At 67.8% G+C, this 21561-nt stretch carries 19 protein-coding genes; 13 read left to right on the top strand and 6 right to left on the bottom strand.

Annotation, left to right across the window (positions count from 1 at the left end):
- Positions 1-57: 57 nt before the first annotated feature.
- Positions 58-975, bottom strand: coding sequence for a LysR family transcriptional regulator (locus tag ACCC97_RS06780; protein WP_007830581.1), 918 nt, complete (start codon positions 973-975; stop codon positions 58-60).
- 90 nt (positions 976-1065) lie between these two features.
- Between ACCC97_RS06780 and ACCC97_RS06775 the strand changes: the two genes are divergently transcribed.
- The 10 genes from ACCC97_RS06775 to ACCC97_RS06730 all read left to right on the top strand — a co-directional run bounded on the left by ACCC97_RS06775 (position 1066) and on the right by ACCC97_RS06730 (position 13861).
- Positions 1066-3225, top strand: coding sequence for a thiamine pyrophosphate-dependent enzyme (locus ACCC97_RS06775; RefSeq protein ID WP_413331921.1), 2160 nt, complete (start codon positions 1066-1068; stop codon positions 3223-3225).
- Between the two features lie 11 nt (positions 3226-3236).
- Positions 3237-4853: an indolepyruvate oxidoreductase subunit beta family protein gene (locus ACCC97_RS06770; protein ID WP_413314620.1), complete on the top strand. Its 1617-nt coding sequence runs from the start codon at positions 3237-3239 to the stop codon at positions 4851-4853.
- Between the two features lie 24 nt (positions 4854-4877).
- On the top strand, positions 4878-6119 hold the full coding sequence (locus ACCC97_RS06765; protein ID WP_007830584.1) for an alpha-hydroxy acid oxidase: 1242 nt from the start codon (positions 4878-4880) through the stop codon (positions 6117-6119).
- Between the two features lie 46 nt (positions 6120-6165).
- A complete protein-coding gene (locus ACCC97_RS06760; RefSeq protein ID WP_413314624.1) occupies positions 6166-7242 on the top strand; it encodes a TRAP transporter substrate-binding protein in 1077 nt (358 codons plus the stop codon).
- Positions 7243-7245: 3 nt separating this feature from the next.
- Entirely contained in the window at positions 7246-7770 is a 525-nt protein-coding gene (locus ACCC97_RS06755) for a TRAP transporter small permease (RefSeq protein ID WP_237726055.1), read from the top strand.
- Positions 7767-9068, top strand: coding sequence for a TRAP transporter large permease (locus ACCC97_RS06750; RefSeq protein WP_007830589.1), 1302 nt, complete (start codon positions 7767-7769; stop codon positions 9066-9068). Before ACCC97_RS06755 ends, ACCC97_RS06750 begins: the two co-directional genes overlap by 4 nt.
- The gene (locus ACCC97_RS06745) at positions 9068-9490 is read left to right on the top strand and encodes an acyl-CoA thioesterase (RefSeq protein ID WP_056589539.1); all 423 of its coding nucleotides are present in this window, start codon (positions 9068-9070) and stop codon (positions 9488-9490) included. The genes ACCC97_RS06750 and ACCC97_RS06745 overlap by 1 nt, the downstream gene beginning before the upstream one ends.
- A gap of 342 nt (positions 9491-9832) precedes the next feature.
- On the top strand, positions 9833-10027 hold the full coding sequence (locus ACCC97_RS06740) for a hypothetical protein (protein WP_007830596.1): 195 nt from the start codon (positions 9833-9835) through the stop codon (positions 10025-10027).
- Positions 10028-10245: 218 nt separating this feature from the next.
- The gene (gene mgtA, locus ACCC97_RS06735; RefSeq protein ID WP_413331920.1) at positions 10246-13014 is read left to right on the top strand and encodes a magnesium-translocating P-type ATPase; all 2769 of its coding nucleotides are present in this window, start codon (positions 10246-10248) and stop codon (positions 13012-13014) included.
- Positions 13015-13144: 130 nt separating this feature from the next.
- On the top strand, positions 13145-13861 hold the full coding sequence (locus tag ACCC97_RS06730; protein ID WP_007830598.1) for an MgtC/SapB family protein: 717 nt from the start codon (positions 13145-13147) through the stop codon (positions 13859-13861).
- A 6-nt stretch (positions 13862-13867) separates the two neighbouring features.
- Here ACCC97_RS06730 and ACCC97_RS06725 read toward each other — a convergent pair whose 3' ends face one another.
- Positions 13868-15310 carry an NAD-dependent succinate-semialdehyde dehydrogenase gene (locus ACCC97_RS06725; RefSeq protein WP_413314628.1) on the bottom strand — a complete coding sequence of 481 codons (1443 nt, stop codon included), beginning with the start codon at positions 15308-15310 and terminating at the stop codon, positions 13868-13870.
- A gap of 235 nt (positions 15311-15545) precedes the next feature.
- On the opposite strand from ACCC97_RS06725, the gene ACCC97_RS06720 reads away from it, so the two are divergent.
- Complete coding sequence (locus ACCC97_RS06720; RefSeq protein WP_413331919.1) at positions 15546-16133, top strand: phospholipid scramblase-related protein; 588 nt, start codon at positions 15546-15548, stop codon at positions 16131-16133.
- A 12-nt stretch (positions 16134-16145) separates the two neighbouring features.
- Here ACCC97_RS06720 and ACCC97_RS06715 read toward each other — a convergent pair whose 3' ends face one another.
- The 3 genes from ACCC97_RS06715 to xdhC form a co-directional block, all read right to left on the bottom strand.
- Entirely contained in the window at positions 16146-17486 is a 1341-nt protein-coding gene (locus ACCC97_RS06715) for a glycerate kinase (RefSeq protein ID WP_413331918.1), read from the bottom strand.
- A gap of 63 nt (positions 17487-17549) precedes the next feature.
- Positions 17550-18755, bottom strand: coding sequence for a urate hydroxylase PuuD (locus ACCC97_RS06710; RefSeq protein ID WP_007830605.1), 1206 nt, complete (start codon positions 18753-18755; stop codon positions 17550-17552).
- A 214-nt stretch (positions 18756-18969) separates the two neighbouring features.
- Positions 18970-19779: a xanthine dehydrogenase accessory protein XdhC gene (gene xdhC, locus ACCC97_RS06705; RefSeq protein WP_007830607.1), complete on the bottom strand. Its 810-nt coding sequence runs from the start codon at positions 19777-19779 to the stop codon at positions 18970-18972.
- Between the two features lie 52 nt (positions 19780-19831).
- Between xdhC and ACCC97_RS06700 the strand changes: the two genes are divergently transcribed.
- Positions 19832-20332 carry a hypothetical protein gene (locus tag ACCC97_RS06700; protein ID WP_007830609.1) on the top strand — a complete coding sequence of 167 codons (501 nt, stop codon included), beginning with the start codon at positions 19832-19834 and terminating at the stop codon, positions 20330-20332.
- A gap of 119 nt (positions 20333-20451) precedes the next feature.
- Here ACCC97_RS06700 and uraH read toward each other — a convergent pair whose 3' ends face one another.
- Positions 20452-20802 carry a hydroxyisourate hydrolase gene (gene uraH, locus ACCC97_RS06695; RefSeq protein ID WP_007838349.1) on the bottom strand — a complete coding sequence of 117 codons (351 nt, stop codon included), beginning with the start codon at positions 20800-20802 and terminating at the stop codon, positions 20452-20454.
- An 82-nt stretch (positions 20803-20884) separates the two neighbouring features.
- Here uraH and ACCC97_RS06690 point away from each other — a divergent pair, with 82 nt between their 5' ends.
- A complete protein-coding gene (locus ACCC97_RS06690) occupies positions 20885-21559 on the top strand; it encodes a GntR family transcriptional regulator (protein ID WP_007838350.1) in 675 nt (224 codons plus the stop codon).
- Positions 21560-21561 lie beyond the last annotated feature (2 nt).

Raw genomic sequence — 21561 nt, 5'->3', positions numbered from 1 at the left:
CGATGGTGGCATGCCGAGCCTGACCAGTACATGAACCGCGCGCAGGCTCATGGCTTCTCATGACGCCTTCTCCGAGAACAGCGCCGTAATGACCTGCCGCAGCCAGCGGTTGCCCGGGTCGGCCTCGAAGCGCTTGCTCCAGTGCAGCGACACCGTGAAGTCGCGCAGCGGAAACGGCGGCTCGACGATGGCATGGCCGCCCTCCCCGGCAAAGCCGCGCGCGATGTTGCGCGGCATCACCACCGCCAGGTCGGTCGCGCGCACGATGGCCGGCAGCACCATGAAGTGCTCGGTCGTCAGCCGCACCCGGTCCTCGAGGTTCAGCAGTTGCAGGATGCGCAGGGTGTCGGCGTGTGTGCGCACGGCCACGTAGTCGAGCTCCTGCAGCGCATCGAGCAATGCCTGGCCGCTGCGCCGGCGCTTCAGGAAGGGATGGTCCTTGCGCAACAGCACGATGTAGCGGTCCTTCAGCAGCTGCGTGCGCTGCGTGTCCTTCACGCGGGGCAAAAAACCGAAGGCGAAGTCGACCTTGCCGCTGTCCAGCGCAGTGGTGATCTCGCCCGCCGCCAGCGGCATGGTCTCGACCCGCAGGCCCGGCGCCAGCTCGCGCAGCCGCGCCATCAGCGGCGGCAGGAAGCGCCCCTCGCCGATGTCGCTCATGTGGATTCGGAACAGCTTGCGGGAGGCCGCCGGGTCGAAGCGCTCGGGCTCGCTCAGCGCCTGCTGCAGGGTGGCCAGCGCCGACTGCACCGACACCGCCAGCCGCTCGGCGCGCGGCGTCGGCGCCACGCCGCCGGGGGTGCGTGTGAAGAGTGCGTCGCCCAGCAGCAGGCGCAGCCGGGTCAGGCCGTGGCTGGCGGCCGGCTGCGTCAGGCCCAGGGCCTCGGCCGCGCGGCTCACGTTGCGGGTCCGGTAGACCGCATCGAAGAGCCGCAGCAGGTTGAGGTCCACCTCATCGATATGCACTGAGTTCATATTGGATAGCTGGATTATTTTATTGAAGTATGGCGCCGCAACCACCACACTGCCGCGTTCCCCCTCACGACCAGAACACGGCGAGACACGATGGAAGTTTCATTCAGCAAGGAAGTGGAAATGCTGCGCCTCGGCGCAGGCGACACCTTCCACGGCGAGGGCATCCTCGCGATCACCAAGGGCCTGCTGCAGTCGGGCGTGGCCTACGTCGGCGGCTACCAGGGGGCGCCGGTGTCGCACCTGCTCGACGTCATGGTCCAGGGCAAGGCCTACATGGACGAGCTGGGCGTGCACGTGGAGGCCTGTTCGAACGAGGCCTCGGCCGCCGCGATGCTCGGCGCGTCCATTCACTACCCGCTGCGCGGCGCGGTCACCTGGAAGTCGATAGTCGGCACCAACGTGGCGGCCGATGCGCTCTCCAACCTCTCTTCGCCGGGCGTCACGGGCGGCGTACTGGTAGTGGTGGGCGAGGACTACGGCGAAGGCGCCAGCGTGATCCAGGAGCGCACGCATGCCTATGCGCTCAAGTCGAGCATGTGCCTGCTCGACCCGCGGCCCGACCTCGGCGTGATGGTGCGCATGGTGGAAGAAGGCTTCCGCCTGTCCGAGAGCTCGAACATGCCCTGCCTGATGGAGCTGCGCATCCGCACCTGCCACGTGCGCGGCAGCTTCGAGTGCAAGGACAACATCGCGCCTGCCGTATCGACCCGCGCGCTGATGACCGAGCCCGCGGGCTTCGACTACATGCGGCTCGCGCACCCGCCCGTCACCTTCCGCCACGAGAAGCTCAAGGGCGACGAACGCATGCCGGCGGCGCGCCGCTACATCGTCGAGCACGGCCTCAACGAGCTGATGCCCGGCGGGCGCCACGCGGACCTCGGCATCGTGGTGCAGGGCGGCCTCTACAACGCGCTGATCCGCAGCCTGCAGCAGCAGGGGCTGGCCGATGCCTTCGGCGAGACGGACATTCCGATCCTCGTGCTCAACGTGACCTATCCGCTGGTGCCGGAGCAGGTCGCCGACTTCTGCGTGGGCAAGCGCGCGGTGCTGGTGGTGGAGGAAGGCCAGCCCGAGTACATCGAGCAGGACATCGCCACGCTGCTGCGCCGGCGCGACATCCAGACGCCGCTGCACGGCAAGGACATGCTGCCGTCGGCGGGCGAGTACGGCGTCGAAGTGCTGTCGGGCGGCATCGGCGCCTTTGCCGCGAAGTACGTCGCGGCGAGCGAGGCCTTGTCTTCAGCGCAGGCCTGGCTGGCCGGCAATCGCGAACGCCGCGAAGCGGTGGCGCGGCAACTGGCCACACCGCTGCCCAACCGGCCGCCAAGCTTCTGCATCGGCTGCCCGGAGCGGCCCGTGTTCTCGGCCCTCAAGCTCGCGCAGCAGGAAACAGGGCCGGTGCACATCGCGGCCGACATCGGCTGCCATGCCTTCGGCACCTTCGAGCCCTTCTCGATGGGCCACTCGATCCTGGGCTACGGCATGAGCCTCGCGAGCCGTGCGGGCGTGGCGCCGATGATGAACCGCCGCACGCTCTCGATCATGGGCGACGGCGGCTTCTGGCACAACGGCCTGCTCACCGGCGTGCAGAGCGCGCTGTTCAACGGCGACGACGCGGTGCTGCTGATCTTCAAGAACGGCTACACCTCGGCCACCGGCACGCAGGACATCATCTCCACGCCCGACAACGAGACGAAAGAGCGCGCCGTCGACAAGCAGCAGAGCCTGGTCGACAAGAACCAGACCATCGAGGACACGCTCAAGGGCCTGGGCGTGAAATGGATGCGCACCGTCACCACCTACGACGTGGAGCGCATGCGCAAGACGCTCACCGAAGCGCTCACCAGCGACTTCAACGGCCTGAAGGTGGTGATCGCCGAGGGCGAATGCCAGCTCGAGCGCCAGCGCCGCATCAAGCCGTGGCTCGCCGGCCTGCTTCAGCGCGGCGAACGCGTGGTGCGCGTGAAGTACGGCGTCGACGAGGACGTGTGCAACGGCGACCACGCCTGCATCCGCCTGTCGGGCTGCCCGACGCTCACGCTCAAGGACAACCCCGATCCGCTCAAGGTCGACCCCGTGGCCACCGTGATCGACGGCTGCGTGGGCTGCGGGCTGTGCGGCGCGAATGCGCACGCGGCCACGCTGTGCCCGAGCTTCTACCGCGCCGAGGTGGTGCAGAACCCGAGGTGGCATGAACGCCTGCTGCACGGGTTGCGCGGCGCGGTCGTTCGCGCGCTTCAACCGGCATGAGGAGCGAAGTCATGGAGAACAACCGCCCCATCACCCTGCTCGTCTGCGCCCTCGGCGGCGAAGGCGGCGGCGTGCTCACCGAATGGCTGGTCGACATCGCGCGCCACGCCGGCTACGCCGCGCAGAGCACGTCGATCCCCGGCGTGGCACAGCGCACCGGCGCCACCACCTACTACATCGAGGTGTTCCCCGTGCCGCTCGCGCAGCTCGGCGGCAGGCGCCCGGTGTTCAGCCTGAGCCCGGTGCCGGGCACGCTCGATGCGATCGTGTCGTCGGAGCTGCTCGAGACCGCGCGCCAGATCGGCAACGGCATGAGCGCGCCGCTGCGCACGCTGGTCATCAGTTCGTCGGCGCGCATCCTCACGACGGCCGAACGCATGGAGCCCGGCGACGGCCGCGCCGATGCGCAGCGCCTCGTCGACGTGGTAAAGGCCTTCAGCCGCGAGCACCATGTGTTCGACATGAATGCCATCGCGCGCGACAGTGGCACGGTGGTCAGCGCGGTGATGCTCGGCGCCATCGCGGGCAGCGGGTTGTTCCCGTTCCCACGTGAAGCCTATGAACACGTGGTGCGCGGCGGCGATACCAGCGCACCCGGCAAGCTCGGCAAGATGGCGGCCGCCAGCCTGCGCGGCTTTGCGGCGGCTTTCGACGCGGTGAGTGCGCCGCGCGTGCAGGCCGCGTTCGTCAGCAGCGTGCTCGCCGGCGACACCAACGACGCGCCACCGCCGGCCAGCGCCCTGCCCGCCGACCTCGCAGGGCGCTTCCCGCCCGCCGTGCACGACATGCTCGCGCTCGGCCATGCCCGCGTGCTCGACTACCAGGACGCCGCCTACGCCGCGCTCTACGCCGACCGGCTGGCCCGCGTGCTCGACGCCGAGCGCGCCGCCGACCCGGCCGGCACGCAGGGCTTCGCCATCACCCGGGAGATGGCGCGCTGGCTCGCGCTGTGGATGGCCTTCGACGACATCGTGCGCGTGGCCGCACTCAAGGGCCGCGCGAGCCGCGCACAGCGGGTGCGGCAAGAGGTGCGGGCCGGCGACGACGACATCGTGAAGGTCTACGACCACTTCAAGCCCGGCGCCGCCGAGTTCGCGGCGCTGCTGCCTCCTTCGCTGTCACGCCGCGTGACAACCTGGGACCGGGGCCGGCAGGCGCGCGGCCTCGCGCCGTGGGCGCTGCCGCTGAAAGTGGGCAGCCATTCGGTGTTCGGCATGGCCTCGCTGCGGCTGCTGGCTTCGCTGCGCTGGCTGCGCCGCCGCGGCAGCCGCTTTGCCGAGGAGCAGGCATTGATCGAACGCTGGCTCGCCGCCGTGGAGGCGGGCACGCGCGAAGCGTGGGCCCTGGGCCACGAGCTGGCGCTGTGCGGGCGGCTCATCAAGGGTTACGGCAGCACCAACGAACGCGGCAAGGAGAACCTGCTGCACATGACGGACCACCTCGCCGCACAGTCCGGCATTGCGCCGGCCGAGCGAACGCGGGCCGTCGCCGCCGCGCGCACGGCCGCACTGGCCGACGACGCAGGCAAGGCACTCGATGCGGCGCTGGTTGAACACGGCGCGCCCGCCCGCCCCGTCAAGGCGCAGCCCATCCGCTGGATGAAGCGCAAGCCCATCGGCGGCGCCTGAGACAGAAAGAAGAAGGCACCTGCGATGGCACTGCTGCTCAATGTCGAGGACTACCGGCGCCGTGCCCGGCGCGTTCTGCCGCGCCTGGTGTTCGACTATGTCGACGGCGGCGCGGAAGACGAACGCTGCCTCCGGCGCAACCGCGATGCGCTGGAGGCATTGCCGCTGATCCCGGAGTGTCTGCGCGACACGAGCATGTTGGACATCGGCATCGAACTCTTCGGCAGCCGCTGGCGCGCCCCCTTCGCGGTCGCACCCATCGGGCTGGCCGGCATCGTGCGCCCGCATGCCGATGCGTTGCTGGCCCGCGCCGCACAGGCCGCGCGCGTGCCCTTCATCCTCTCGACGGCATCGAACACCCGCATCGAGGACGTTCGCACCGCCGCCCCCAATGCCACGCTGTGGATGCAGCTCTACGTGATGGGCGAGCGGGCCATCGCCGAGCGCATCGTGCACCGTGCGCGCGCCGCCGGCTTCGAGGCATTGGTGCTCACGGTGGACGTGCCCGTCGGCGGCCTGCGCGAACGCGACCTGCGCCACGGCTTCCGCGTGCCGATGCGGCTCACGCCCGGCACGGTGCTCGACATGGCGAGGCGCCCCGCATGGCTGCTGCGGCTCGCGCGCAGTGGCATGCCGCGGTTCGCCAACCTGCTGCCCGACGACGACGGCGCCCCCATCTCCCCGCAAGCCCAGGCCGCGCTGCTCTCGCGCACCATGGACCGCACGCTGACCTGGGAAAGCCTGGCGTGGCTGCGCCGGCTCTGGGACGGCCCGCTGCTCGTCAAGGGCCTGCTGGGCGCGGAAGACGCCCGGCGTGCCGTGCGGCACGGCGCGGACGGCATCGTGGTCTCGAACCACGGCGGACGCCAGCTCGACGCGGCACCGGCCAGCATCGCAGCGCTTCCCGCCATTGCCGATGCGGTCGGCGGCCGCATTCCCGTGCTCGTGGATGGCGGCATCCGGCGCGGCAGCGACGTCGCGAAGGCGCTCGCACTGGGCGCTTGCGCGGTCCTCCTTGGCCGTGCGCCGCTCTATGGACTGGCCTGCGACGGCGGGCAGGGCGCGCTGTCGGTGCTGCAGTTGCTGGCGCAGGAGACCGAACGCACGATGACGCTGCTCGGCGCGGCGCATCCGCGCGAACTCGGGCCGCGCCACGTCGACCAGCCCGCACCGCGTTCGCCTGACGCACAGAACGGCTTCGCGCAACGGCCTCTGGAAGGCACGCGCGGGAAACCCTCCATTTACCCCGCACGCGCGCCTGCCTAGGCTCGCCCCAGCTCGACGATTCACGCCACCCATAACGAAGGAGACCATGAAAGCCAATCGCCATTCCCGCCGCCGCGGCACGCGTCCGCAACGCATCGCCCGCATCCGCCCCCTCGCCCTGCTCGCAGCCTGCGCCGCGCTCGTCGCGGGCACGCCCGCCGTGCAGGCGCAAGACAAGCCGGTGCAGCTCAAGCTGTCGAGCTGGGTGCCCGCGCAACACCCGCTCAACCCCGCGCTGCAGGCCTGGGCCGACGACATCAAGAAGGAATCGGGCGGCACCATCACCGCGATCCTGTTTCCGTCGGAACAGCTCGGCAAGGCCTTCGACCACTATGACATGGCGCGCGACGGCATCGCGGACTTCTCGTACGTGAACCCCGGCTACCAGCCCGGCCGCTTCCCGGTGATGGCGGGTGCGTCGCTGCCCTTCCTTTTCGCCAACGGCAAGGAAGGCTCTGCCGCCATCGACGCCTGGTACCGCAACTACGCGGCCAAGGAGATGAAGGACGTCAAGTACTGCTTCGCGTTCGTGCACGACCCCGGCACCTTCCACTCTCGCAAGAAGATCACCGTGCCCACCGACATCAAGGGCATGAAGGTGCGCCCGGCCACCAGCACCGTGGGCCAGCTCATCACCTCGCTGGGCGGCACCAACGTACAGGCCTCCGCGCCCGAGTCGCGCGACATGCTGGAGCGCGGCGTGGCCGACGCCATCACCTTTCCGTGGGGCTCCATCGGCCTGTTCGGGATCGACAAGGTGGTGAAGTACCACATGGACGTGCCGCTGTACGTCACGCCCTTCGTGTGGGTGATGAACAAGGGCAAGTACGACGCCATGTCCACCGCGCAGAAGAAGGTGATCGACGGCCATTGCACCAGCGAATGGGCACAGAAGGTGGCCGGGCCGTGGGCGGACTTCGAGTTCGCGGGGCACGCCAAGATGGCCGCGCTGCCGGGCCACGAGATCTACAAGCTCACGCCTGAGCAGCTCGATGCATGGCGCAAGGCGGCCGCGCCGTCGGAAGCGCAATGGGCCGAGAGCGTGAAGAAGGTGGGTGAAGACCCGAAGGCCATCATGGACGCACTGAAGGCCAGCCTCGTCAAGTACAAATCGGCGCTCTGAGCGATGGCTACACGGTCCGCCAGCTACATGGACCGCGCGATCAGCACGATTGAGTGGCTTGCCGCCATCTTCGTGGGGATCGTCGCGCTCAACATCTTCGTGGCCGTGGTGCTGCGCAAGTTCTTCGACACCTCGATTCCCGATGCGTACGACTTCGGCCGCATGCTGCTGGGCATCCTGATCTTCTGGGGCATCGCAGCCACCAGCTACCGGGGCGGCCACATCACCGTCGACCTGGTGTGGACGGCGGCGAGCCCGCGCATGAAGCGCGTGATCGACGTGTTCGCCACGCTGGTACTGCTGTTCGTGGTGGCGGTGCAGACCATCATGCTGTTCGACAAGGTGCGCGGCACCTACGTCGACAACGTGCAGACCTACGACCTCAACATCCCGACCTGGCCCTTCTACGCCGTGGCCTGGACGGGCGACGTGTGCGCGGTGCTGCTGATCGCCATCCGCACCTACCGCCTGATCTTCCATCCGGAGCAGCTCGAAGAACTCCACGCTGAACAGAAAGCCGACGAATGAGCCCCGATGCAGTTGCAGTCCTGGGCTTCGTCGCCCTCTTTGTCCTGATGCTGTTGCGCGTGCCGGTCGGCATGGCGATGGGGCTGGTGGGTGTGGTCGGCTACAGCTACCTCGTCGGCCCCGGCCCCGCGCTGAAACTGGTCGGCCAGACCTCCATGCGCACCGTGACCGACTACACCTTCGGCGTGATCCCGATGTTCATGCTGATGGGCGCGCTGGTGTCGGTGTCGGGCGTGAGCCGCGAGCTCTTCAAGGCCGCGAACTCGATGATCGGCCACCTGCGCGGCGGGCTCGGCGTCGCCACCGTGGTGGCGTGCGGCGGCTTCGCGGCGATCTGCGGATCGTCGGTGGCCACGGCCGCCACGTTCTCGGCGGTGGCGTACCCGGAGATGCGGCGCTTCAACTATCCGCAGTCGTTCTCCACCGGCGTGATCGCCGCGGGCGGCACGCTGGGCGCGATCCTGCCGCCATCGACGGTGCTCGCGGTGTACGCCATCCTCACGCAGCAGGACATCGGCAAGCTCTTCATGGCGGGCATCGTGCCCGGCGTTCTCGCGATGGCGATGTACGTGATGACCATTGCCATCATCGTCAAGCTGCGGCCCGACTGGCTGCCCGGCGGCGAGGTCAAGCCGTGGCCGGAGCGCTTCAAGGACCTGAAGAACGTGTGGGCGCCGCTGGTGCTGTTCGTGTTCGTAATCGGCGGCCTGTATGGCGGCTTCTTCACGCCGACCGAGGCGGGCGGCGTGGGCGCGAGCGGCGCGTTCATCCTCGGGCTGGTGCGGCGCAAGCTCGACGGCCCGAAGATCCGCGAGGCGCTGCTCTCGGCCACGCGCACGGCGGCGGCGGTGTTCACGGTGCTGATCGGCGCGCTGCTGTTCGGCTACTTCCTCACCATCACGCAGAGCCCGCAGAAGCTCACCGAATTCCTCACCGGCCTGGGCATCGGCCGCTACGGCGTGCTCGCGCTCATCATGCTGATGTACCTGGTGCTCGGCTGCCTGATGGACGCGATGGCCATGATCATCCTGACCGTGCCCATCATCTATCCGGTGATCGTGCACCTGGGCTTCGACCCGATCTGGTTCGGCGTGATCATCGTGATGACGGTGGAGCTGGGGCTGATCCATCCGCCGGTGGGCATGAACGTGTTCGTCATCAAGAGCGTGGTGAAGGACGTGAGCTTCACCACCATCTTCAAGGGCGTGCTGCCGTTCATCGTGACCGACATCGTGCGGCTGGTGATCCTGATCGCGTTCCCCATCATTGCCCTGTGGCTACCGACGAGAATGGGCTGATGAGCAACAGCGACAAAGAAATCGTCTACACCGTGCGCATCGAATTCGGCGACTGCGACCCGGCCGGCATCGTCTGGTTTCCCAATTTCTTCCGCTGGATCGATGCGGCCTCGCGGCATTTCTTTGCCGAATGCGGCGTGCCGCGCTGGGAAGAAGCGACGGGCACGCTCGGCGTGATCGGCACGCCGCTGGTCGACACGCACACGCGCTTCGTGAAGGCGGCGACCTACGGCGACACGCTGCGCATCGCAGTGCGCATCACCGAGTGGCGCGAGAAGAGCTTCGTGCAGACGTACCGGGCGACGCGCGGGGACGACCTGATCCTCGAATGCGAAGAGGTGCGGATCTTCGCTGCGAAGCGTGAGGGCGGCGGCATTCGCGCGGTGCAGATTCCGCCATCGATTCGCGCGCTCTGCGAATAAGTCGCGTCGCGAGAAGACCTTGCACCGCATCGTGGAACGCCGTCCCAAGGGTTGACTCGCCGCATGCCGCAGTGCAACAATCCGGAATCTTCATTTCGGAGCCCCGTGCGTGGACAGTGCCAGTTGGATCAGTGACAAGACGCGTGCCTCGGCAGGCGTGACACACCCGGCTCTCTAGCGCAGGCTCCCCCGCGCTGCGTTGCCGGTGTGCACACAGCGTGACTCTCTTGCCTTGCGGCAAGCGGCTCCCTCCTCCCGATTCCCGTCGTTCTCGTTACTGACTTTTTCAGTCAGCTTGCGTGCGTCCGTGCGCGAGGCCCTTCAACGCGAAGGAGCCTTGTCATGCGTCACTTTCATCTTTGTCGTCAGCCGCACGAACAGCGCGTTCGCTCGTCGGCGCAGGAGCCTGCGCGCACCGTCGATGCTGCCGCAGCGCCGGCCGTCGATGCGGCGCTGGACCAGGCCGCCGCGTTGTGGACCACACGCCGCATCCGCAGCTTTCTCGTGCTCCAGCCGACCTGCACGCGCCGCCGCTGAGCCGCTCCACGCGCCCGTCCTTCCTCGACCTGCCAGCAATACAGGAGCACCCCATGGACCCAGCCTCTCGTTGGCGCCGTAGCGCGCCCCCTTCGCTTCGATCGATTACAGCACCAACAACGCGGCCCGCCGCCGCGCTTCGCAAAGGGTTGCCCCTGGCTCGTTGAGGCCGGTGGTTCTCCCCGGGGCGGGCGGCGGCCGCCCCGAAGGAGAACCCCATGAAAAACGTCCTGAAGTCTTTCTTCGAAAGCTTCCTGCGCAGCCGCCACATGCTGCATCACTTCGAGCGCTGGCAGACGCTGCTGGGCTCGAAGCCCGTCGGCACCGGCTCCTCCGTCAGCATGCCGCCCGACATCGCGAAGGCACTGGGCGCCGCCTCGCGCACCGATGCCGGCGAGATGCTCGTCAAGCTCAACAGCTCGCCGCGCGGCCTGAGCGAAGGCCATGCGCAGGTTCTGCGCAAGCGCCTCGGTAGCAACGAGGTGCGCCATGAGCAGCCACTGCCCTGGTGGCAGCACCTGTGGCAGTGCTACCGCAATCCGTTCAACCTTCTGCTGACGGTGCTGGCGCTGGTCTCATACGTCACCGAGGACATGAAGGCCACGCTCGTGATCGGCAGCATGGTCGTGCTGTCGACGGTGCTGCGCTTCCTGCAGGAGTCGCGCTCCAACAAGGCGGCCGACCGGCTCAAGGCGATGGTGAGCAACACCTCGACCGTGCTGCGACCCGAGCCGGGCTACAAGGCGGGCGTGGCCGGCATCGAGGGCTTCGACGCCACGCACGCCGGCACGGTGCGCGTCGAGGTGCCGATGCGCGACCTGGTGCCGGGCGAAGTCATCGCGCTGTCGGCCGGCGACATGATCCCGGCCGACTGCCGCCTGCTCACCGCCAAGGACCTGTTCATCAGCCAGTCCGCGCTGACGGGCGAGGCCATGCCGGTCGAGAAATTCGTGGTCGACCGCGGCGACCAATCAGCGGGCGTGCTAGAGCGCGAGAACCTGCTCTTCATGGGCACCAACGTGATCAGCGGCACGGCCACCGCGCTCATCGTGCACACCGGCGACCGCACCTTCTTCGGCGCGCTGGCCCAGCGCGTGACGGCCACCGACCGCGGAACCAGCGCCTTCCAGGCCGGTATCAACCGCGTGAGCTGGGTGCTGATCCGCTTCATGCTGGTGATGGCACCGCTGGTGCTGGTGATCAACGGCGTGGCCAAGGGCGACTGGTGGGAGGCGGCGCTGTTCGCGTTGTCGATCGCGGTCGGCCTCACGCCCGAGATGCTGCCGATGATCGTGACGGCCACGCTGGCCAAGGGCGCGGTCGTGATGTCGCGCCAGAAGGTGATCGTGAAGCGGCTCGAAGCGATCCACAACTTCGGCGCGATGGACGTGCTGTGCACCGACAAGACCGGCACGCTGACGCAGGACCGCATCGTGCTCGAGCGCCACACCAACGCCTGGGGCGAGGAGTCGGACCATGTGCTGCAGCTGGCCTACCTCAACAGCTTTCACCAGACGGGGCTGAAGAACCTGCTCGACAAGGCCGTGCTGAGCCACGCCGAGATGCAGCTCGAGACGCGCCTGCAGACGGCCTGGCGCAAGATCGACGAAGTGCCCTTCGATTTCTCGCGCCGCCGCATGTCGGTGGTGGTGGCCAACGGCGGCAGCGAGCACCTGCTGATCTGCAAGGGTGCGCTGGAGGAGATCCTGTCGGTGTGCACCTCGGTCGAGCGCGGTGCCGAGGTGCTGGCGCTCGATGCCGAGGTGTTGGCGCGCATCCATCGCGTGGCGTCGGAGCTCAACGCACAGGGCCTGCGCGTGGTGGCCGTGGCGAGCCGCGCGCTGGCGGCCGGGGCACAGAAGCCGGCTTACGGCGTGGCCGACGAATCGGGGCTCACGCTGCTCGGCTACGTGGCCTTTCTCGATCCGCCGAAGGAATCGACCGCGCCGGCGCTGCGCGCATTGGCCGAGCATGGCGTGTCGGTGAAGGTGCTGACCGGCGACAACGAGCTGGTCACGCGCAAGGTCTGCGCCGACGTGGGACTGGAGGTCGGCCGCATGGTGCTCGGCCGCGAGATCGAAGAGCTGGACGACGCCCACCTGCGCACGCTGGTGGAACAGCACCAGGTGTTCGCCAAGCTCACGCCCGCGCACAAGGAGCGCATCGTGCACGCGCTGCATGCCAACGGGCACGTTGTCGGCTTCATGGGCGACGGCATCAACGACGCACCCGCGCTGCGCGCCGCGGACATCGGCATCTCGGTGGACGGCGCGGTGGACGTGGCCAAGGAGTCGGCCGACATCATCCTGCTGGAGAAGAGCCTGATGGTGCTGGAGCAAGGCGTGGTGCAGGGGCGCCGCACTTTCGCGAACATGCTCAAGTACATCAAGCTCACGGCGAGCTCGAACTTCGGCAATGTGTTCTCGGTGCTGGTGGCGAGTGCGTTCCTTCCGTTCCTGCCGATGCTGCCGCTGCATCTGCTGGTGCAGAACCTGCTGTACGACGTGTCGCAGATCGCGATTCCGTTCGACAACGTGGACGATGAATTCCTGAAGGCGCCGCAGCGCTGGAATCCGGCGGACCTGGGGCGCTTCATGGTGTTCTTCGGGCCGCTGAGCTCGGTGTTCGACATCCTCACGTTCACGGTGATGTGGTTCGTGTTCGCGGCCAACACGGCGGGCCACCAGACGCTCTTTCAGTCAGGCTGGTTCGTCGAAGGGCTGTTGTCGCAGACGCTGATCGTGCACCTGATCCGCACGCGCAAGATCCCGTTCCTGCAAAGCCGCGCGGCATGGCCGCTGCTGATCATGGGTGCGGCGATCGCGGCCGTAGGCATCTGGCTGCCGATGGGGCCGCTGGCGCACTACTTCAAGCTGCAGGCGCTGCCGCTGATGTACTTCCCTTGGCTGGTCGCGATGCTGCTCGGGTATGCGCTGCTGACGCAGGGTGTGAAGGGGTGGTACGCGCGGCGGTATGGGTGGCAGTGATCTTTCCGCTGAGTGTTCGGGGCGTGAACACCCCCCGAACAGCAGCCTCCCGAACGCCCCGTGACACGCACATGACACCCGGCCCCCACAAACTGCACACCGAAATCACAACAAGAAAGGGATCCATCCAATGCAAGCCATCCAGAACATCAACTTGCACTCGCTGCTCGACACCTTCGTCAGCGTAGCGGCGGCCTTCATCCTCGGCTCGCTGATCGGCCTGGAGCGCCAGGTTCGGCAACGCACTGCAGGCTTGCGAACGAACACACTGGTGGCAGTAGGTGCTGCGGTATTCGTCGATCTGGCGAACCGGCTCGACGGCAGCGGCGGCGCAGTGCGCGTGGTGGCCTACGTGGTGTCGGGCATCGGCTTCCTGGGCGCGGGCGCGATCATGAAGGAAGGCGCCAACGTCACGGGGCTGAACACGGCGGCAACGCTGTGGGGGTCGGCCGCGGTGGGCGCCTGCGCGGGCGCGAACCTGCTGGGGGAAGCGCTGATCGCGGCGCTGTTCGTGCTGGCGAGCAACACGCTGCTGCGGCCCGTGGTGAACCGCATCAACCGGCAGCCGATCAGCGAGGAAGCGAGCGAGGCGACGTACGTGGTGCGCGTGATCTGTTCACGCGCGGCACGTCCCGAGGTGATGGACCAGCTGCTGCTGTTGCTCGAAGCCGCGAACTATCCGGTGCGCGATGTCGACCAGCATCCGTTCGGGCCGGCCGACACCGAGATCGGTGCGACGCTCTATGCGACAGCGGTCGAGCCCGCGGAGCTCGACCGTGTCATTGAAGATCTCGAATCGCTCGACGGCGTGCAGCAAGCCTTCTGGAATGCCACCGCCGAGGAGTGAGCCGACTCAAACGCCGAGGATCGAAACAGCCTTGGTATTCAGATAAGCCTCGAGCGCTTCCGGGCCGCCTTCCGAACCGTAGCCCGAATCCTTCACGCCGCCGAACGGCATTTCCGGCGAAGGCGTGGCGGGCTGGTTGATCCACAGCATGCCGAGCTCGAGCTTCTGGCTCAGCAGGTGCGCGCTCTTGATCGACTTGGTGAAGGCATAGCCGGCCAGGCCGAACGGCAGGCGGTTGGCTTCGGCGATGGCCTCCTCGAGCGTGTCGAAGCCGCGGATGGCGGCGATGGGGCCGAAGGGCTCGTTGTTGAACACGTCGGCGTCCAGCGGCACGTCGGTCAGCACGGTGGGGGCGAAGAAGTTGCCCGTGTCGCCCACGCGTTCGCCGCCGGCCGCCACGGTGGCGCCCTTCTTGCGCGCGTCTTCCAGCACATGGGCCATTGCGGTGAGGCGACGCGCGTTGGCGAGCGGGCCGATGGTCGTGCCTTCGGCGAGGCCGTCGCCGAGCTTCAGGCCTTCGGTGTACTTGACCAGCGTGCGGGCGAATTCTTCGCGCAGGCTGTTGTGCACCAGGAAGCGGGTCGGCGAGATGCAGACCTGGCCCGCATTGCGGAACTTGGCGGCGCCCGCGGCCTTGACGGCCAGCGCAACGTCGGCGTCTTCGGCCACGATCACCGGGGCGTGGCCGCCCAGTTCCATCGTGACGCGCTTCATGTGCGAACCGGCCAACGCGGCCAGTTGCTTGCCGACCGGGGTGGAGCCGGTGAACGTGACCTTGCGGATGATCGGGTGCGAGATCAGGTAGTTCGAGATCTCGGCGGGGTTGCCGAACACGAGGCCGACGGTGCCGGGCGGGATGCCGGCGTCGACAAAAGCCTGCAGCAGCGCGGCGGGCGATGCGGGGGTTTCTTCAGGCGCCTTCACCAGGAACGAGCAGCCGGTGGCCAGCGCGGCGCCGAGCTTGCGCACGATCTGGTTGATCGGGAAGTTCCACGGCGTGAATGCTGCGACGGGGCCGAGCGGCTCCTTCAGCACGAGCTGCTGCGCGGCCAGGTTGCGCGAGGGCACGATGCGGCCGTACACGCGGCGGCCTTCGTCGGCGAACCACTCGATGATGTCGGCGGCGGCCAGCGTCTCGCCCTTGGCTTCGGCCAGCGGCTTGCCCTGCTCTTGCGTCAGCAGCTTGGCGATGTCGCCGGCGCGTTCGCGGATCAGGCCCGCGGCGCGGCGCATCACGGCGGCGCGCTCGTTGGCGGGGGTGTTGCGCCACTTGTCGAAGCCGCGCTGGGCGGCGGCCAGGGCGCGGTCGAGGTCGGCGATGCTGGCGTGCGCCACCTTGCCGATGGCCTTGCCGGTGGCCGGGTTCACGACGTCCAGCGTCTTGCCGCCGACGGCGTCGACCCATTCGTTGTCGATCAGCAGGCGGGTGTCGGTGTAGGTGGCGGTCATGGCGAACTTTTCCTTCGGGACTGGATGATGAAAGGAGGAATGGGAAATCTGGATGTGCGACGCGGCACCCGCAAGGGTGCGCCGGCGACAACGGCAGCCACAGGCCGCCGGGGGGCATAGATTAACCCGAGTTCGCAAACCCCGCCCACCACCGGTCACGGGCCGGGCATGGGGCAGTCATGCGCGCCGAACATAATCCCCGCCAAACCAACACACAGAGGACCGAGGGAAATCCATGCACGCAGCGCTCAGCAACAACCTGTTCTTCATCAAGGAACACGTCGGCATATTGAAGGCCGCCAACAACTACGACATCTTCGATCCGCACTCGCAGCAGAAGATCCTGGAATGCCGCGAGCCGAACCTCGGCTTTTTCAGCAAGCTGCTGCGCTTCACCGACTACAAGCGCTTCACGCCCTTCGACGTGGTCGTGTCCACGCCCGAGGGGCAGAAGGTGCTGTCGGTCAAGCGCGGCGTGTCCATCTTCCTGTCGAAGGTGCAGGTGCTCGACGGCAACGACCGGGTCGTCGGCTCGTTCAAGCAGAAGCTCTTCTCCATCGGCGGCAAGTTCGATGTGCTCGACGCACAGGAGCGGATCGCCTGCACGCTCAGGGGCAAGTGGACCAGCTGGGATTTCCGCTTCGTGCAGGACAGCACCGAGTTCGCTGCCGTGTCCAAGAAGTGGGCCGGGCTGGGCAAGGAACTGTTCACCACCGCCGACAACTACATGCTGTCGATCGATCCGGGCGTGCCGGCCAACGACGCCCGCCGCCTGCTGATCGTGGCGGCGGTGATGTGCATCGACATGGTCCTCAAGGAGTGAGGCGTTTCCTGCCTACAGCACCAGCAGGGCGCGGAAGTCGTTGACGTTGGTGTGCGTCGGGCCCGTCACGAACAGGTCGCCGATGGCGTCGAAGTAGCCGTACGCGTCGTTGCGGTCGAGGTGGTCCGACAGCTTCTTGCCAGCGGCCGTGGCGCGCGCCAGCGTGTCGGGCGTTACGAAGGCGCCGGCGTTGTCTTCCACGCCGTCGATGCCGTCGGTATCGGCGGCCAGCGCCCACACCTGCGCTTGGCCCATGAGCGCGCCGGCCAGGCCCATGCAGAACTCGCCGGCCCGGCCGCCGCGGCCCTTGGCCTGGCCGGGCTGGCGCGGGCGGATCGTGACTGTCGTCTCGCCGCCGGAAAGGATGACGCAGGGCCGCGCGAACGGCTCGCCGCGGTGCGCGACGGCGCGGGCCAGCGCGGCATGCACCTTGCCGACTTCGCGCGACTCGCCTTCCATTTCGTCGCTGAGGATGTGCGCCTCGATACCGGCCTCGCGCGCCGCCCTGGCCGCCGCTTCGAGCGACTGCTGCGGCGTTGCGATCATGTGGGTTGCGTGGCCCCGGAACACGGCATCGTCCGGCTTGGGCGTTTCGAGTTCGCCGCTTTCGAGCCGGGCGCGCACCGGCGCAGGCACCTCGATGCCGTAGCGGTCGAGGATCGCGAGCGCGTCGGCGCAGGTGCTCGCATCGGGCACGGTTGGGCCGCTCGCGATGACAGCCGCGTCATCGCCGGGCACGTCGCTGATCGTCAGTGTCACCACGCGGGCCGGCGCGCATGCGGCCGCCAGCCGGCCGCCCTTGATGCGCGACAGGTGCTTGCGCACGCAGTTCATCTCGCCGATGCCCGCGCCGCTTTCGAGCAGTTGCTTGTTGATGCGCTGCTTGTCGGCCAGCGTCAGGCCCTCGGCCGGCAGCACCAGCAGTGACGAGCCGCCGCCCGAGATCAGGCACAGCACGAGGTCGTCGGCCGTCAGCCCCTGCGTCAGCGCGAGGATGCGTTCGGCGGCCTGCTGGCCGGCCGCGTCCGGCACGGGGTGCGCGGCCTCGACGATCTCGATGCGTTGCGGCACGCCTTCGGGCCGCGGCGGAATGTGGTCGTAGCGCGTGACGACGAGCCCCGACAGCGGCGCATCGGCCGGCCACAGGGCTTCGAGCGCCTGCACCATCGAGCCGCCGGCCTTGCCGGCGCCCAGCACCAGCGTGCGGCCCTTGGGCGGGGGCGGCAGGTGGGCCCCCAAGGTGGAAAGCGGCAGTGCGCGGTCCACCGCCACGCGGTAGATGTGTTCGAGGAAGGCGCGCGGGGCCTCGCGCGGATCGGGGGCGGGGCCGAAGGATGGATTCGATGTGGTCATGGCTTTGCTTATCTCCAACCGGCGATTGTGCGGGCCACGGCGCCCTGCACTCTTGATCCCGGTCTAGTTTGTCTTGGCGCCAGCCTGGAACCAGCGGCTGACGAGGGCCCGCTCTTCGTCGGTGATGCCCGTGGCGTTGTTCATAGGCATGATCTTCGTGACCACCACCTGCTGGTAGATCGCCTGCGCATTCGCGGCCACCTGTTCGGGCGAATCTACACGCACGTTCTTCATCTGCGTGGCCGCGCCGTGGCACATGTAGCAGCGCTGCTCGAGCACCTTCTGCACGTCCTTGAACGGCACCGCGGGCGCGGCTGCAGCCACGGCGGGCGCGGCCGCGGGTTCGGGCTTCATCCAGACGATGGTCAGGCCCAGCACCACGATGCCGATCAGCGCGTAGGGCAGCGGGTTGCCCGCGTTGCCCAGCTTGAAGCGGTGGCGCACCACGAAGAACTGCCGGATCGCCGCGCCGCCGAGCATGATCAGCAGCAGCACGATCCAGTTGTACTTGTGCGTGTAGGTGAAGCTGTAGTGGTTGCTCAGCATCGCGAACAGCACCGGCAGCGTGAAGTAGGTGTTGTGCACGCTGCGCTGCTTGCCGCGCTGGCCGTGCACCGGGTCAACCGGGCGGCCTTCGCGCAGGGCCTGCACGTTCTTGCGCTGGCCGGGGATGATCCAGAAGAACACGTTGCCGCTCATGGTCGTGGCCATCATGGCGCCCACCAACAGGAAGGCCGCGCGGCCCGCGAACCACTGGCAGGCCAGCCAGGTCGCGAAGACGATGAAGAGCGCGATCAGCACGCCGACAATGGTGTCGCCGTTCTTGCGCCGGCCAAAGACTTGGCAGATGCCGTCGTAGACCATCCAGAACACGACGAAGAAGGCCAGCGCCACGCCGATGGCGGCGCCGGGCTGCCAGTCCATCTTCGATTTGTCGATCAGGTAGGTGCTCGCATTCCACAGGTACGACATGGTGAAGAGCGAGAAACCCGTGATCCAGGTCGAATAGCTCTCCCAGTACGACCAGTGCAGGTGGTCCGGCAGCTTCTTCGGCGCCAGCGCGTACTTCTGCATGTTGTAGAAGCCGCCGCCGTGCACGGCCCATTGCTCGCCGCCCACGCCCTTGTCGAGCGATTCCTGGTCTTGCGGCTTCTCGAGGCTGTTGTCCAGCATCACGAAGTAGAAGGAGGCGCCGATCCAGGCGATGGCTGTGATGACGTGGACCCAGCGCAGCAGCAGGTTGGCCCAGTCGAGGTAGTAGCTTTCCATGTGCTCTCTCTCAGCCCTTTCGGCGCGTGGAGACGCCGCCAAAGGGTTTCAGCCTGCTCACCACCGCGGGCGCTGTAAGCAGAGAAAGTGCCGCGAACGCAGGCGCCATGAAATGGGCCTCGCTCCGCTGCGGCTTGTTGTGGACCGAAAGTGTATACAGTTTTGACACGAGGCGGGTTGGTTTTTTGAGCGTCGCCGCCGGGGAAAACCCTGTTCAGCCCAGCGATTGCAACAACTGTGCCGCCACCGCGACGGCAATCACCTCGGGCTCCTTGCCGGTGATGCCGGGCACGCCGATGGGGCAGGTGATGCGCGCCAGTTCGTCGGCCGTGAAGCCACGCGCCTCGAGCCGGTGGCTGAAGGTGGCCCACTTGGTCTTGCTGCCGATCAGGCCGATGTACGGCAGGTCGTTGCGCTCGCGCAGGCGCTTGAGGCAGGCGATGACGATGTCGAGGTCTTCGGCATGGCTGAAGCTCATGATCAGCACGCGGCTGCCCGGCGCGAGCGCGGCCACGGCGTCCTGCACGGGCTCGGAATGCTCGGTGTCGATCTGTGCCGGCAGCTCTTCGGGGAATACGCCGTCGCGGCTGTCGATCCAGCGCACCGCGAACGGCAGCGCGGCCAGCAGGCGCGCCAGCGCGGCGCCCACGTGACCGCCGCCGAACAGCGCCACGGGCTTGAGTTGCGCGACCAGTTCGCGCTGCAGCCTCGGCGCATCGGCCGCCGTGATGCGCTGGTACGACAGGAACATCACGCCACCGCAGCACTGCCCCAGGCTGGGCCCGAGCGGATAGCGCTGGATGCCGTCGAAGGGGGCGCGCATGCCGGCCAGCAGTTCGCGCGCTTCCTTCGTGGCCTGGAATTCGAGTTGCCCGCCGCCGATGGTGGCCGTGAGCGCATCGGCCCACACCGCCATCCAGGTGCCGGCCTCGCGCGGCGCCGAGCCCTGCGTCGACTCGACGCGCACCAGCACCGCGTCTTCGCGGGCAAGACGGGCCAGCAGCTGATCGACCATGCCGTTCATTTCCGACACCTTCGGTTGCGGGGTTGCACGAGACTCACGGTATAAACCTGCGATGAACCGTCAGCTTACGCCGCGCCACCTTGCCCTGGTGGCATCCGTCATTTCCGCACTCTGGCTCGCCGGCTGCGCAGGCCCCGGGGCCGTGCCCGGCCAATTGAGCGAGGCCAAGACCGAACGGAGTGCGGCGGGCGCCGCGCCGCGCACCTCGAATGCGGCCACCGCGCGCGAGTACCGCCGCGATGCGGCACGCCACATCTACGACGCCAACAAGTCCCGCGTCTACAGCGGCCAGCTGCCGCCCATGCTCTACGCCGTCGGCACACTGCAGGTCAACCTCGATGCCGGCGGCAAGGTGGTGTCGCTGCATTGGATGCGCGCGCCCAAGCATGCACCCGAGGTCATCGCCGAGATCGAGCGCATGGTGCTGAAGGCCGCGCCCTTCCCCGCCGCCCCCCGCCTCGGCGCGGTCACCTGGACCGATACCTGGCTGTGGGACAAGAGCGGGCGCTTCCAGCTCGACACCCTGACTGAAGGCCAACAGCAAGGGGACTGAAGACACACCCGGAGGCATTTGCGCGGGGGCCGCCGCGCACGGCCGCCCGAAGCGGCCGGCCCGCCCCCGGTAGGGGGTTGGCGAAGCGACACGAAGTGCGCGAAGCCTGGGGGCGAGCATCAAGACCCGCGGTAGGTCGAGTAGCTCCACGGGCTCACCAGCAGCGGCACGTGGTAGTGCTGGTCGGTGTGCGCCACGCCGAAGTCCAGCGACACCTTGTTCAGGAAATTCGGCTCGGGCAGCTTCACGCCGCGGGCCTTGAAGTAGCCCGCAACGTCGAACACCAGCCGGTAGGTGCCGGCCTTCAGCGAGTTGTTGTCGTAGAGCGGCCCGTCGCTGCGGCCGTCCGAATTCAGCGTGAAGCGCTTCACCAGCGTGGCGGCGTCGCCGTCGGTGGTGTACAGCGCCACCTCCATGCCGGCCGCCGGGCCGCCGTGCATCGTGTCCAGTACGTGAGTGCTCAGGCCCATGGGGCGCTCCTTCGAATGTCGAATCGGGTGCGGGAAATTCCGGTGGACAAAAGTGTATACAGTTACCGGCTTTGGGTCTATCATGAAAAACATGGAGTCCTCCACCACCCGTTCGATCGTCGATGCCCTCACGAAGGCCATCGTCGAGCACCGGCTTCAGCCCGGCACCAAGCTGGCTGAGCAGAAGCTGGCCGATCATTTCGGCGTGTCGCGCACGCTGGTGCGCCAGGCGCTGTTCCAGCTGTCTCAGAACAAGCTCATCCGCCTCGAACCCGCGCGCGGCGCCTTCGTGGCCGCGCCCGCGGTCGACGAGGCCAGGCAAGTGTTCGCTGTGCGCCGCATGCTCGAGGCCGAGATGACGCGCGAGTTCGTGCGCACCGTCACGCCGGCCAAGATCAAGGCGCTGAAGGAACACGTCGCGCTCGAAAAGTCCGCCGTGTCGGGCGAGGACATCTCGGGCCGCACAGAGCTACTCGGCGACTTCCACGTGCGCATGGCCGAGCTCATGGGCAATCAGGTGCTGGCGCAGATCCTCGGCGAACTCATCTCTCGCTGTGCCCTCATCACGCTGATGTACCAGAGCGCCAGCGCTGCCGAGCACTCCAACGACGAGCACGCCGACATCGTGAAGGCGCTGGCCGCGCGCGACGAGGAACGCGCCGTGCGCCTCATGACCGAACACCTGGAGCACGTCGAAGCCAACCTCACGTTCGACCGCAAGGTCCCCACCAACGACATCTCGCTCGCCCTGGCCTGAAC

The organism is Variovorax sp. Varisp85, from assembly GCF_047304045.1.
In the GTDB taxonomy this organism is placed as follows: Bacteria; Pseudomonadota; Gammaproteobacteria; order Burkholderiales; family Burkholderiaceae_C; genus Variovorax.
Note: the sequence above shows the minus strand (reverse complement) of the source record. Positions and strands in the feature narration are given on the sequence as shown.